Genomic DNA, 12,837 nt, shown 5'->3' with positions numbered 1-12,837 from the left:
GAAGTGATTAGAATATTTGAAAATCAGATCTCTATAAAGCCGCCTTCGACAAACATTTTTCTTTTATTGATTACTGCCAGAGACTTCCCTGTAAGCAATCTTTTATCGAAAGGAGAATTCCTGGATTTGGATTTGAATTTGGAGATATCGACTGTCCAGATCAGATCCCTGTCGAAAAGAGTAAGTTCTGCCGTCTCTCCTTCTTTAATTAAAGGAAGCGGGATATTCAGAATCTTTCTTGGATTGATAGAAAGTTTTTCGACCAGTTGAGATAACGTTAAATGTTTTTTATGAACGAGCTCGCTTAGAGCGAGGCCAAGAGTTGTTTCCAGACCCAATATACCGTTCGGAGCATAAATAAATTCCATCTCCTTTTCTTCAATTGAGTGGGGTGCATGGTCGCTTGCGATACAATCGATAGTACCGTCTTTCAGGCCTTTAATAACAGCATCAACATCAGCGCGTGTTCTAAGCGGCGGACTCATTTTATAATTTGTATCGAAAGTTTTTACGTTGTCGTCTGTAAGGGAGAAATGATGAGGAGTGACTTCTGCAGTAACCCGAATCCCTTTTTTCTTCGCCTGACGGACCAGTTCAACGGCTCCCTTTGTACTGATATGAGCAATATGGATTTTAGCTCCGGTAAATTCGGCCATCATAATATCACGAGCAACAACTAGATCCTCGGCAACATTTGGAATTGCCGGAAGTCCGAGAGTAGTGCTGATAAGGCCCTCGTTCATTGCACCGTCAGCCATCGATTCATCCTCGCAATGTTCAATGACAGGAGTATTGAACATTTTAGTATACTCCATTACGCTTCTGAGGACTGCGGCAGTTTTGATCAGAGTTCCGTCGTCTGAAAAAGCGACAGCGCCGGATTCAACCAGTTCGAACATTGGAGAGAGGGCTTCCCCTTTCCTGCCGAGAGTAGCGGCAGCGACCGGGAAAACATCGACCAGGTGGTTTTTCGATTTCTCTTTTATAAATCTAACAATCTCGGCAGAATCAATATCGGGATTTGTATTAGGCATGCAGGCAACTCCTGTAAATCCTCCGGCAGCGGCAGCATTGCTGCCCGTTTCAACTGTCTCTTCATCCTCACGTCCAGGTTCACGCAGATGAACGTGCATATCAAAGAATCCCGGGGCACAGATTTTACCATCGAATTCAAAAACTCTTGAGGATTTAAAATCTTCTTCTTTAAGTCCGCCGATTTTTTTAATAATCCCATTTTCAATAAGGAGATCATTTTTCTGATCAAGATCCTGAGCAGGATTTAACAATTGAACCTGTTTAAGTATGATTTTCATTTTTCACCCAAAATATTAATGCATGGTACCTAGCAGATAAAGAACTGCCATGCGGATTGCAACTCCGTTTGTTACCTGATCCAGAATAACCTGGTAAGGTCCGTCGGCAACTTCCGACGAGATTTCAACACCCCGGTTTATCGGTCCGGGATGCAGAATCAAAATATCTTTATTCAATTTTTCTATCCGTTCGGTTGTAATACCGAAATACTGATGATACTCTCTAAGCGACGGTATTCTAATACCGGCATTTCTCTCGAGCTGAATTCTGAGAACATTCAAAACATCGTTACCGGAAATCGCTTCATCTATACTATGAGTCACTTTAATCCCGAGAGATTCAATTCCATATGGAATCATTGTAGAAGGACCGCAAACAGATACTTCAGCTCCCATCGTTTTCAGTCCATAGATATTGGATAGAGCAACACGGCTATGAGCGACATCCCCTACAATGCAAACTTTCAATCCTTCTAGCCTTCCGAGACGTTCTCTTATAGAATACATATCGAGTAATCCCTGTGTCGGGTGTTCATGGAGTCCGTCACCGGCATTAATGATGTTCGCTTTGGAAATTCTTGTAAGATATTGAGGAACGCCGGCCGACTGGTGCCGAACAACGATCATATCAACCTTCATAGCTTCAATATTCCGGACGGTATCTTTAAAGGTTTCCCCTTTTTTAGTACTGCTTGTAGAAGTAGAAAAGTTGATTGTATCGGCTGAAAGTCTCTTCTGGGCTAGTTCAAATGAAATCCGTGTTCTGGTTGAATTTTCGTAGAAGAGGTTTACAATTGTTTTTCCCTGAAGGGTCGGTACTTTTTTAATAGGGCGTTCAAGAACTTCTCTAAAGGTAGTAGCAGTATCCAGAATCATCTGGATATCCTCCCCCGGAACGCCATTCAAACCTAATAAATGCCTGCTGGATAGACTCATAAAAACTCTCTCAATTTTACTTTGGTGCATTAACTAAATAGACTGCATCCTCTCCGTCAATTTCTTTAAGACGTACTCTCACTTCTTCGTTAATAGAAGTTGGTATATTCTTTCCGACGAAATCGGCTTTAATCGGTAATTCTCTATGACCTCTGTCTACAAGTACACAGAGCTGAATAGTATTCGGTCTTCCAAGGTCCATAACCGCATCAAGGGCGGCTCTAACAGTTCGTCCGGTATAAAGGACATCATCAATAAGAATGATGTCTTTTTCATTAACATCGAAAGTAATATTGGTAACAGAGATTTCAGGTTGCTTTAGCCGGGTACGGAAGTCGTCCCGGTAAAGAGTAACATCGAGGACTCCAAAGCTCGGTTCAAACTTTTCAATTTCTGCAACTTTCGATTTTATTCTTTCGGCGAGGAATTCGCCTCTGGTCCTCATACCAATTAAGACAATATTTCTAGAGCCCTTATTTCTTTCAAGGATTTCGTGTGACAGGCGTGTAACGGTTCTATTCAATCCCTCTTCATCGATTATTTTAGCTTTAATATCCATATCGGGTACTCCGGGCTGATAAAAAAAATCCCCGTTGGCTTACGCCTTCGAGGTTCTCATTTTTGTAAAAATAGTAATATGATTCATTCCTTTTTATCTCTCCGGATAACATTAAAGGACAAAAATTTTCATTGTCAAATTAGATTAATCGCTGATAAAAGTAAATAGTCAATTAATAAAAAAGCCACCCTAAAGGGTGGCTTGATTTTAAAACTTATTGAATTTTAAATTCAATTCTTCTGTTCATCGCCCTGCCGTCGGCAGTCTTATTATCCGCAACCGGATTAGACTCACCGTAGCCAACTGCTCTTAAACGACTTGCCGCAATGCCTTTGGATTGAAGATAGGCCTTCACGGCATCGGCTCTCATCTGGGAAAGTTTCATATTGTAAGATTCTGAACCGATGTTATCTGTATATCCCTGAATTTCAACTCTCACATCAGATTGCGATAATAAAGTTTTGGCAGCATCATAGAGAATCGGGTAGGATTCAGGTGAAATCTTAGCACTGTTGAAATCGAAGTTGACACCAACAAGCACCCATTTACCGGACGTAACAACAGGTTTTTCAACAACAACCTCTTTAACTACTTCCTGAGGGATATGACGCTTAATCATCTCTTCGATTCGGTCGTAGTCAACCGGATCAGGCACCTGCTGTGATAATCCGCTGTAGAGCTGACAATATTTGGAAGGTTCCCCTTTGTCGAAATACCAGAGGAAACCAAGATTTGCCGAGAGATAAGAATCTCTTCCGTTAACTTCTCCGGCACCCACGGCTCCTTCGAGTTCTGAATTTAGAAAAAGATTATATCCGAATTCCGTAATCAATTCCCAGTCGGATCCGATTTCCCATTCAATACCGATACCGCTGTTCAGCTGACCGGCGACTGCATTATCATCCAGTGATAAGGTTAATTTGTTATCAAGCATTCTATAAGAGACACCAGCGCCGCCAAAAATATAAGGGGAGACCGATGCGCACGGTGCAAGGTAAAATAGGAGATCAAGGTTTCCTCCGATTAAATCGGTAGTACTTGATTGAACTGTTGCAGTAGGATCCACCCATTCACTTCCCATATGAGAATAACCGCCGCTTAATCTAAGGCCAACATGTTCGGAAAAATTTCTCTGGATGGAAAGGAATCCGCCGTAATTGGCATTTAATACAGTAGTATTAATGCTAAGAAAGCGCGGATACTTGAAACCGAATCCGAATCCCCAGCTATCCCTGGCTAATTGTGCCTGAAGAGAATCAGTAATGAATAACGCAGCCAGTAACAGGAAAATAAAACATGATTTTTTCATATCTGCCTCCTTTAGGAGAGGACTAATTAAAAAACGTTTTTGATTTTTTATCTTGCAATAAAAATTCTATTTTTGCAATTGTCATTTCGGGGTGTAGCGCAGCCCGGTTAGCGCGCTTCGTTCGGGACGAAGAGGTCGGGAGTTCGAATCTCCCCACCCCGACAATCACATGAACCTCTTTACAACTTATATTTTGTTCAGCCAATCAAAGAACAAGTATTATGTCGGTCATACCAATGATTTTTCCAGAAGAATAATCGAACACAATTCCGGTCAGAACAAATCTACTAAATTTGGAGCTCCCTGGATACTTGTTTTTTCCAAAGAATTTTTCTCCAACTCCGAAGCAATCCGCCTTGAAACAAAAATCAAGAAGAGAGGCATTGGCAGATTCCTTTCCGATCAACATTCAACCGGTTAGCGCGTGGCGCCTTCGGCGCCAAGGTCGGGAGTTCGAATCTCCCCACCCCGACAATTGTTCCAATTCAAAAAACAAAGGGAGTTTAACAAATAAACTCCCCTCTTAAAAATCTGATTATCCTCCCTGATCGTGTTTAACCCAGACCCAGCCTGATCTTGCCGCATCTATAGTAACTGACTGTTCGATTATCTGAACTGTTGCAGAATAATTATTCGGCGCTGTTCCTCCGGAAGCAGTTGATGTGGTTGTAACTGATGTTCTTACAACATACCATCTGTAAGTCCAGTCGCCAGCTTCATTAGGGCTAGCAGGATTATACTGAACTCCATTCCTGAGATATTCACTCGGCAATGCAGGGAAATTAAATTGAAGAGTCTTAGTAGTTGTTCCTAAATTCTTATTTCTTGTTGCTAAGTTTACAACGTCCGTAATCCACTGATTGCTAACTGTTCCGGTCACTGTTACAGAACTTGTGCTTGTCTGGCTGTATGATTTGGAGGTTGTACCGGTTGATAATGTAACTGTTTCAATATCCTGAGTTGAAGGTGTACCTGTCGTAGTATTAAGAACAATATCATCAGCAGTGGCATAAGTTGAAAAGCTCGATAGTGAAGCTGTAACATTTGTACCCGACCCATCGACAGTTGCAGTTATTCCGGTGTTTGTCCAGGTATTATTAGTTTCATTCAGTTTAAGTAATGTGAATGTCTTACCAGCTGCCTGCTTGTTTGGTAGCGGCATTGAGACCTGCACGGGAACTGCAAACTGCGTTCCCGATGGTCCGAAAACGGCTGCAGTCTGTATAGCCTGATTTGGAGCTGGGGGTAACGGAACAGATGCAGCAGGAACGGCCGCAACAGTTAGTGTTATATTCTGCGGGACAGCATTGGGCGGGACAGTAACAGTTAAAGGTGTAGTTGAAACTGTCTGTGTACTTGTTGTGGTTGCAGTTCCGCCAGTTGCCGGTGTAACCGGAGCAGACGCTACAACAAGTTTTTTTAAGAGAATATCATCAACCAGAGCGGTATTAACGGTTTTTTTAATTTCCGCCGTTTTACTTCCGAATCCATAACCGTCTTTAGAGGCGCTTACAATCAATGTATTTTCAGTAATAGTGGTAACATTATAGGAATATTTTCCGCTATTATCCGTCAATAAAGTCGTAACCAGTGAATTATCAGCTTTGGTGATTCTAATTGTCGCACCCACAATCGGCGAAAGATTAGAAGCATCCTTTACACTAGCAGCAAGAATAATTGGCTGAGCCGGCGGCGGCGGCGTATTAGGTCTCGGTAGTTCCGGACCAACACGTGAACTTTCGCATCCGGCAAGAAAAAGGAAAAAGAAAACCAGAATGACTGAACCGAATACGCTTAACCAATGTATCTTTTTCTTATTCATGATACACTCCTATATATAATAGAATTTTAATTTAATCTCTTACCTAAATAATTCTTAATAAATCCTGGATTCAGTTTTTCAATGAAACCGGAGAGACTGAATCCGGTATCATATTTTAAACCAATCTGATCAGCAATTTTAACTCTATAAGAATAATCTAAGTATTCAGTAGTTCGAATTCTGAAGAAACCGGGGTTCCAGTATTTCGAAGGGAACAAAGGAATAGATAAACTAAACCCTCCATTAGAAATACCCTCAAGAGAACGCATTGCAAAAAAGCCCACCTGAATTTCACCAAAATCTCTGTAAATGTCAAAGCGAATTGTATTATCAAATAATAAAAATTTGCCGGCTGTCACAGCCAGGGATAAATCGTATTCCCTTATCCTGTAATCTATCCCCAACGAACCGGTCCACTGATACAAATCCGAGTAATACAATTTTTTCCCTGCAAAGAAAGCGTAACCAGTATATCCCAGATTCAATCCCAAAGATAAATCACCATTGAGAAAGAATGTTCTGGTCTCAAGATCGAAACCGTACCTGTTTAAAGTGAAATAACCGATCGAACCCGAAATAAAAGTCGAATTCCCCAATCGAGCAGTCTGATTGAGAACAATCCTGCTCGCTCTAATTGAATCTTCTGAAGGTGTAAAATCATTATGAATCGGGAATGTAACTTCGAATAGTCCTGTCATCCCTTTCCACAATCCGAATTCGATATGCGGAGCAAAATTTAACTGGTAAAGGACAGGATTTGAAAAAACTCCGAATTGAAATCTGTAAGTCGGCTTGAGTACAATATCAAAACGCAGGTTTGACGAATTCTGATAGCCGGACTTTGCAGCTTTGGACCATGAATCAAAATGATTATCAAGATCAATCTGAATTAATTCCGAAAATTCGGTATTACTGATTTCTCCTTTATTCCAACTTAGAAGATCTTTTGCAGAGACAGAAATTTGAGTTACCGGAACATTCTTGTTTTTAATTAGAAGATTGATTTTTTGGTACTGTCCGATTTCCGGTGAAATTAATTTCAGGACCCGAACAAGCGCATCAATTTCGAAACGATAGACCCTGTTTTCAAATTCAATGAACAGTTCCGATTCTGTATCCCTGACAGATACATTCTCTAATCCCTCACCGGATATATTTCCGGCGATCTGCAGATCACTTTGAGAAAGAACATGCGAATAAACAACAATCATTATCAGAATAAAATACTTAACTTTTCTTACCATCCCTCTGAAAATATAATTAGCAAACTTTGAGCTTTACACATATTAATCTTCTGAAAAGGAGTTGAGCAGCAGAAATTCAGATTCAATAAAATTCATTTATAATATAAACTTTACATTTTAGAATATCAAAGGTTACTTTTAATTGTTTGTTATTACTATTTTTATGTCGTAAAAAGTCCAATTTTTTAAAAAAGGAATTCCATGGCATCAAATCATTCATTCGACATAGTTTCAGAGATTGATTTTCAGGAGGTAGACAACGCCATCAATCAAACGATTAAAGAGGTTCAGCAACGTTACGATCTTAAAGATTCCAAAACGGAGCTGCTACTTAACAAGAAAGACAAACAGCTTTCGATCAATACGAAGGACGAGTATTCCCGTAAACAATCGGTAGATATATTACAGACAAAATTTATTAAGCGCGGAATTTCGATAAAGGCTTTAAAGTACTCAGAGCCCGAACCGGCGGCCGGAGGTAGAATTAAACAAGTAATAGATCTTCAATCGGGCATATCCAAAGAGAATGCAAAACTGATCACAAAAATGATTAAAGAAAGCAAACTGAAAGTAAACGCCCAGATACAGGACGAACAGATAAGGGTAACCGCATCAAAAATTGATGACCTTCAGGCAATTATTAAACTAGTAAAAGAAGCGGATCTCGATTTCCCGGTCCAGTTTACGAATTATAAATAGCGAAAAACCTCCGATCTTTAAAATAAAAAAGCCCGCTTTTGAAGCGGGCTTTTTCTTTTCAACAGAATATTAGTTGAACATATATCTGATTGAGAACTGAATTCTGTAAACGTCACCGATACCGGCATTATCCTGATAAGAAGTAGTCATCAGTTTATCTCCGATATTTCTCAGTCTGTAGAGTGCTTTACCTGCAGCATCAGCACCGCGGGAGATGAGAGGTGATGTAGAAACAAAGCTCTTGCTAACACCCCAGTTTTTGTTCAGGAAGTTGCCAACGTTGAGGATGTCCGCTCTGAACTGAAGAGCATTTCTCTTACCGAATAATTCAGTGAAGACTTCCTGAGTAACTGCGAAGTCGACACGTGTAACCATCGGGAGGAATACAGCATTGCGTTCAGCGTATTTGCCTCTGTTTTCGTTTAAGTATTCGTCCTGTTTAATGAATTTATCCCATGCTTCTGCCTGCTGAGCGGCTGTAAAGGTAACAGATTTACCGGAGACAGTGGCTGAATAAGTTTCGAAATTCATTTCTGTTTTATTGCGATGGATGTAGATAAGGTCGTTGCTTGTTCCGCCGTCGCCATTAAGATCGCCGCTGAATACGTAGCTTGCATTTCCACCGGTATATGAATCGAGAATGAGTGAGAATGTTGTTGCGCCGAAGTTGAAATACTCTGCACGGTAGGATAAAGCAGCAAAGAATCTGTGACCCGGTGAGTTAGCAGAATAACCAACGCCAGGATTGTTAGGATTGCCAGCATGCTGATTGTTATTCCAGGAACCGAAAGCAATTGATCCTGGATCAACTGTATTCTTGGAAACGCCGTAACGGTAAGCAGCTTTTGCAAACCATCCGTTAGCAAACGGTTTTTCGAGTGAGAATGCGATATCATATGAATATCCGACATCCTGATTCTTCAGTACGATTGCGTTTGCAACCTGGTTGCCTGTAGCATTGTTGATTCTATTGGTTGTCCATCTCGGACGTGTATCAACAAAACCTTTGAATGCCGACTGAGGAGTCGGGAGATTAGCATTAATATAGTAAACGCCGTTTACATCCCTGCTGTAAATCAGTTCAGCTGTACCAACTAAACCGAACGGTAATTTCTGGTCGACTGCAAAGTTAGTTCTCCAGATCTGAGGGAATTTGAAATCAGGATCTGTTAAAGCGAGTTCATAACTTGTAGCAGGCGCGCCTGTAACGTTTGCCGGTTTATATTTATTCGGATCCGGATTGAACGGTCTGTTCTTTGTATTATCAATTGCTTCAAATCCTGTTAAAACGCCTGTATTACCGATCTGGTTTGAAATCCAGACATAAGCCGGTCTTGCAGTGAAGACACCGGTACCGCCACGCAACTGTGTGGAACGGTCGCCGTAAACATCCCAGTTGAAACCGATTCTTGGTGAGAAGAGGATGTTCGCGTCAGGAAGTTTTGCGGTTTCGTACTGAACAGGGTTACCGTTTTCATCCTGGAATACGAGTGCGTCAGCATTTGCATTCTGGAATCCGGTTTCGCCAAAGAACGGAACGTCGAGTCTTAAACCGATTGTGAATTTAAGATCTTTAGTTGCCTGCCATTCATCCTGAATGTAAGCACCGGCATACAGTACTTCAAGAGGCTGAACCGGTTTTTCCATTCCAGGAATATTTGCCCATCTTAACTGGAAACGACGCAGTGTAATAGGTGAAGTGGTTCTGTTTGGATTTGCTAAATAGTCGTTAGCGTCTGTATAGAAATCATTAAGTGAGCTGTACACATAAACGCTCTGTGAACCCGGGAAGAATACGTTTTCAGACTCATAGCTTTCAGCACTGATACCGAAAGTAAGTGTATGATCTCCGGCATAATAAGTTAAATTATTCTGTAACTGAATACTGGAATAACGAAGTTCGTTATTAGGAGTGAAAGGTTCGAAACCGAATGAAGTATAGGTTGAACCTGCATTAAGAATATCCACGAACGGGAAGAAAGTACCTCTAGAATCGCGGCTTTCATCGCTGTAGTTATATCCAACAATCAAATTGTTTGTCAGGTTCTTACTGAGAACTGAGTTCCACTCGCCGATTATCGAACGGATATTTTCCATAATCATATAGTTGGAATTACGGAAGTTCAATGCCTGAGTACTGGTTCTTCTGTTACCAAATCCTAATGAAGATGAATTTGAGAGAAGTACATCAGTATCGGAATCGAGATGGGTATAACGCAAGCTGAATTTGTTGTTTTCATTCAGGTTGTAATCCAATTTAAAAATGAATCTTAACGAAGGAGTTTCGTGGTCGTATCCTTCGTACGGTCCTGTATCATACCCGAATTTAGAGCTGAGGAAACTGCTTAAAGCATCCATATCAGATTTCAGAACTCTAGTAACGTTACCGCCGACAGTCTGGCCGCCGGTATTTGCAAGAAATGTTGTACCAGGTTCAGTAAGAGCATCGGATTCAAAATTAGCAAAGAAGAAGAGTTTGTTTTTAATGATAGGACCGCTTACAGTTCCGCCGAAGAGATTGTAGCTGAATGTACCCGGGTTAACAGTAAGTAATTTAGCTTCGGTACCAACAAGACTTTCATCTCTGAATGTGTAATAAAGAGCGCCTCTGTATTCGTTATCACCGCTCTTTGTTACAGTATTGATACCAGCACCGACGAAGTTACCCTGACGGACGTCGAAAGGCGCGATGTTAACCTGAACCTGTTCGATAGCATCAATTGAAATCGGGGAAACACCGGTTCTATCACCGGGCTGACCGGCAAGACCGAATGAGTTATTGAAATAGGAACCGTCGATTGTAATATTGTTGAGACGGTTATCCTGACCGGAGAAAGAACTTCCGGCTGCCTGCGGAGTTAATCTTGTAAAATCTCCGATCCTTCTGGAGATAGTAGGAAGAACCTGAATAGCATCTTTAGAAATAGATGTTGAAGCACCGGTTCTTTCGGAGCTGAAGATAGCATCGCGCTGGCCGGTGACGGTGACTTCACCCAATCCAACCGATACATCTCTCATTGTAAAATCCAAGTCTGTGGTAATACCAAGTGAAAGGTAGATATTCTCCCTTACCTGGTTTTCAAAACCGACAAATGAAACAGTTACTTTGTAGGGTCCGCCTACTCTTAAACCCATGATATTAAACCTTCCGTTATCACGGGAACTTGTTCCATATTGCGTACCTGATGGTTCATGTACAGCTATAATATTTGCACCGGGGAGTGCATTACCATTCTGGTCAACAATCAAACCGCCGATTGCAGACGTGGTAACGCCCTGAGCAAATATAGACTGATAGCTAAACAAAACAACCAAAAGAGCAACAAAAGAAAACAATTGTTTAATTCGACTCATACACTACTCCTCTTAGGTTAATAAGTTTATTAGTTAAAAAATATTTGTGATTCGATAGGAAATTTTTGAAGAAAACAAAATTTTTAGGCATATCGTAATTTGTGGTCATATCCGATCTTGTATTAAAAATTCTTTTTACTCACCCAAAGCGCCAAATGGGAAGGTGTACGTTTTTTTGCACTTAGAAAATAGGAAAATCTATCCAATGTCAAAAGGATTTTTAAAGATTTTATGATTTTTTAATATTGGCTTTTGTCCCGTTTTTTTTATAATGAAAAACGATTCTATTTAATTATCAGTTAGTCGAATTTATTCAATCAACTTCCATTATATTTGTACGGATAAAAAACGGTAAAAGAAATGAAAAAGGCCCTCAAAACAGTATTTACATTAATTTTATTATTCCTGATCAGTAATTCGACGGCAGCATCCGAAAAACCGTATGTAATTTTAATTTCATTCGACGGATTCAGGTGGGATTATCTTTACAGAGGATTATCCCCAAACCTCGAAATGATACGTAATAACGGAGTATCCGCACTTTCTTTAAGACCAGCATTCCCTTCTAAGACATTTCCGAACCATCAATCGATAATTACAGGCATGTATATCGAAAACCACGGGATAATCGCAAATACATTCAGAGATCCTTTTAACAACACTATCTATAGAATGGGAGATACAAATGCCGTCCGCGACAGCCGATGGTACCTTGGCGAAGCTTTCTGGGAGACAGCCGAAAGAAACGGTATTACAACCGCGAGCTATTTCTGGCCCGGCTCGGAGATGACGTTAGAACACCGCAGGCCCACTTACTACCACCATTACGAACATGCCCGTCCATATGAAAAGCGTGTTGATGGCGTAGTAGAGTGGCTTAAGCTTCCAGTAAATGATCGCCCTTATTTCATTACACTCTATTTTGACGATACCGACACTCAGGGGCACAGGCACGGAACAGATTCTGATGAAGTTAATAACGCGATTAAAAGACTCGACGGAATGATCGGACTCCTGTTTGATAAACTGACCGATATTAACATGAGAGACAGCGTAAATATTATAATTGTATCCGACCATGGTATGACGGACATTTCGAAGGAACGGACAATCAACATAGAAAAGATTCTTGAAGGTATGAATTGCAAATTTTTTGACAACGGTCCGTTTATGACAGTAGATGTAACGAAAGATAATATTGAGGAAGTTTATCAGCTGCTTAAGAAAAACGAGAACCGTTACAAAGTTTATAAAAAGAAAGAGATGCCGGAATATTTTCATTACAAGAATCACCCGTTCATTGGTGAACTGCTACTGATTGCAGACATGGGTTGGGCAGTAATTACAAACAGACAATCGGATTACAGTTCACTCGGCAATCACGGTTACGACAATAATCATACAGATATGCACGGAATATTTTTAGCAATCGGACCGGACTTTAAAAGCGGTTACCGTACAGGTACAATCTGGAATATAGACATCTATCCCCTCCTCTGCAGAATTTTTAATATAGCCCCGCGTTCAAATATTGACGGTAAAGCGGAGAGAATAGAATTTATTCTTAAATAAAATTATAACTAATAAGTGCAAGGAGCAGT

Annotated in this window: 10 protein-coding genes and 1 tRNA gene; 4 read left to right on the top strand and 7 right to left on the bottom strand. The window is 40.6% G+C overall.

The features are described 5' to 3' along the window. Positions 1 to 23: 23 nt before the first annotated feature. The 4 genes from PLZ15_13190 to PLZ15_13175 all read right to left on the bottom strand — a co-directional run bounded on the left by PLZ15_13190 (position 24) and on the right by PLZ15_13175 (position 4,117). A complete protein-coding gene (locus tag PLZ15_13190; GenBank protein HOI30703.1) occupies positions 24 to 1,313 on the bottom strand; it encodes a dihydroorotase in 1,290 nt (429 codons plus the stop codon). 15 nt (positions 1,314 to 1,328) lie between these two features. After that, positions 1,329 to 2,249 (bottom strand): aspartate carbamoyltransferase catalytic subunit, encoded by a 921-nt coding sequence (locus tag PLZ15_13185; protein ID HOI30702.1) that lies wholly within the window; start codon positions 2,247 to 2,249, stop codon positions 1,329 to 1,331. Positions 2,250 to 2,265: 16 nt separating this feature from the next. Further along, positions 2,266 to 2,808, bottom strand: a complete 543-nt coding sequence (gene pyrR / locus PLZ15_13180) for a bifunctional pyr operon transcriptional regulator/uracil phosphoribosyltransferase PyrR (GenBank protein ID HOI30701.1) — start codon at positions 2,806 to 2,808, stop codon at positions 2,266 to 2,268. A 214-nt stretch (positions 2,809 to 3,022) separates the two neighbouring features. Next, positions 3,023 to 4,117: an OmpA family protein gene (locus PLZ15_13175; protein ID HOI30700.1), complete on the bottom strand. Its 1,095-nt coding sequence runs from the start codon at positions 4,115 to 4,117 to the stop codon at positions 3,023 to 3,025. Positions 4,118 to 4,204: 87 nt separating this feature from the next. Between PLZ15_13175 and PLZ15_13170 the strand changes: the two genes are divergently transcribed. Both PLZ15_13170 and PLZ15_13165 read left to right on the top strand, forming a co-directional pair. Then, positions 4,205 to 4,279, top strand: a tRNA-Pro gene (locus PLZ15_13170). A 7-nt stretch (positions 4,280 to 4,286) separates the two neighbouring features. Further along, positions 4,287 to 4,538 carry a GIY-YIG nuclease family protein gene (locus PLZ15_13165; protein HOI30699.1) on the top strand — a complete coding sequence of 84 codons (252 nt, stop codon included), beginning with the start codon at positions 4,287 to 4,289 and terminating at the stop codon, positions 4,536 to 4,538. Positions 4,539 to 4,652: 114 nt separating this feature from the next. Here PLZ15_13165 and PLZ15_13160 read toward each other — a convergent pair whose 3' ends face one another. Both PLZ15_13160 and PLZ15_13155 read right to left on the bottom strand, forming a co-directional pair. After that, on the bottom strand, positions 4,653 to 5,939 hold the full coding sequence (locus tag PLZ15_13160; GenBank protein ID HOI30698.1) for a hypothetical protein: 1,287 nt from the start codon (positions 5,937 to 5,939) through the stop codon (positions 4,653 to 4,655). A 26-nt stretch (positions 5,940 to 5,965) separates the two neighbouring features. Beyond that, positions 5,966 to 7,183: a YjbH domain-containing protein gene (locus tag PLZ15_13155; protein ID HOI30697.1), complete on the bottom strand. Its 1,218-nt coding sequence runs from the start codon at positions 7,181 to 7,183 to the stop codon at positions 5,966 to 5,968. 201 nt (positions 7,184 to 7,384) lie between these two features. On the opposite strand from PLZ15_13155, the gene PLZ15_13150 reads away from it, so the two are divergent. After that, positions 7,385 to 7,882 carry a YajQ family cyclic di-GMP-binding protein gene (locus PLZ15_13150; protein ID HOI30696.1) on the top strand — a complete coding sequence of 166 codons (498 nt, stop codon included), beginning with the start codon at positions 7,385 to 7,387 and terminating at the stop codon, positions 7,880 to 7,882. 69 nt (positions 7,883 to 7,951) lie between these two features. Here the strand turns inward: PLZ15_13150 and PLZ15_13145 are convergent, their stop codons facing one another. Beyond that, on the bottom strand, positions 7,952 to 11,236 hold the full coding sequence (locus PLZ15_13145; protein HOI30695.1) for a carboxypeptidase regulatory-like domain-containing protein: 3,285 nt from the start codon (positions 11,234 to 11,236) through the stop codon (positions 7,952 to 7,954). Between the two features lie 360 nt (positions 11,237 to 11,596). On the opposite strand from PLZ15_13145, the gene PLZ15_13140 reads away from it, so the two are divergent. Beyond that, positions 11,597 to 12,808: an ectonucleotide pyrophosphatase/phosphodiesterase gene (locus tag PLZ15_13140; GenBank protein HOI30694.1), complete on the top strand. Its 1,212-nt coding sequence runs from the start codon at positions 11,597 to 11,599 to the stop codon at positions 12,806 to 12,808. Positions 12,809 to 12,837 lie beyond the last annotated feature (29 nt).

The organism is Melioribacteraceae bacterium, from assembly GCA_035362835.1.
GTDB lineage: Bacteria > Bacteroidota > Ignavibacteria > Ignavibacteriales > Melioribacteraceae > DSXH01.
The sequence above is the reverse complement of the archived record's forward strand: the minus strand, read 5'-3'. Positions and strand labels throughout refer to the sequence as shown.

What these genes read in the sequence shown, in the direction of transcription:
- PLZ15_13190 (HOI30703.1), bottom strand. Translation starts at nt 1,313, where the DNA reads ATGAAAATCATACTTAAACAGGTTCAATTGTTAAATCCTGCTCAGGAT.
- PLZ15_13185 (HOI30702.1), bottom strand. Translation starts at nt 2,249, where the DNA reads ATGAGTCTATCCAGCAGGCATTTATTAGGTTTGAATGGCGTTCCGGGG.
- pyrR (HOI30701.1), bottom strand. Translation starts at nt 2,808, where the DNA reads ATGGATATTAAAGCTAAAATAATCGATGAAGAGGGATTGAATAGAACC.
- PLZ15_13175 (HOI30700.1), bottom strand. Translation starts at nt 4,117, where the DNA reads ATGAAAAAATCATGTTTTATTTTCCTGTTACTGGCTGCGTTATTCATT.
- PLZ15_13165 (HOI30699.1), top strand. Translation starts at nt 4,287, where the DNA reads ATGAACCTCTTTACAACTTATATTTTGTTCAGCCAATCAAAGAACAAG.
- PLZ15_13160 (HOI30698.1), bottom strand. Translation starts at nt 5,939, where the DNA reads ATGAATAAGAAAAAGATACATTGGTTAAGCGTATTCGGTTCAGTCATT.
- PLZ15_13155 (HOI30697.1), bottom strand. Translation starts at nt 7,183, where the DNA reads ATGGTAAGAAAAGTTAAGTATTTTATTCTGATAATGATTGTTGTTTAT.
- PLZ15_13150 (HOI30696.1), top strand. Translation starts at nt 7,385, where the DNA reads ATGGCATCAAATCATTCATTCGACATAGTTTCAGAGATTGATTTTCAG.
- PLZ15_13145 (HOI30695.1), bottom strand. Translation starts at nt 11,236, where the DNA reads ATGAGTCGAATTAAACAATTGTTTTCTTTTGTTGCTCTTTTGGTTGTT.
- PLZ15_13140 (HOI30694.1), top strand. Translation starts at nt 11,597, where the DNA reads ATGAAAAAGGCCCTCAAAACAGTATTTACATTAATTTTATTATTCCTG.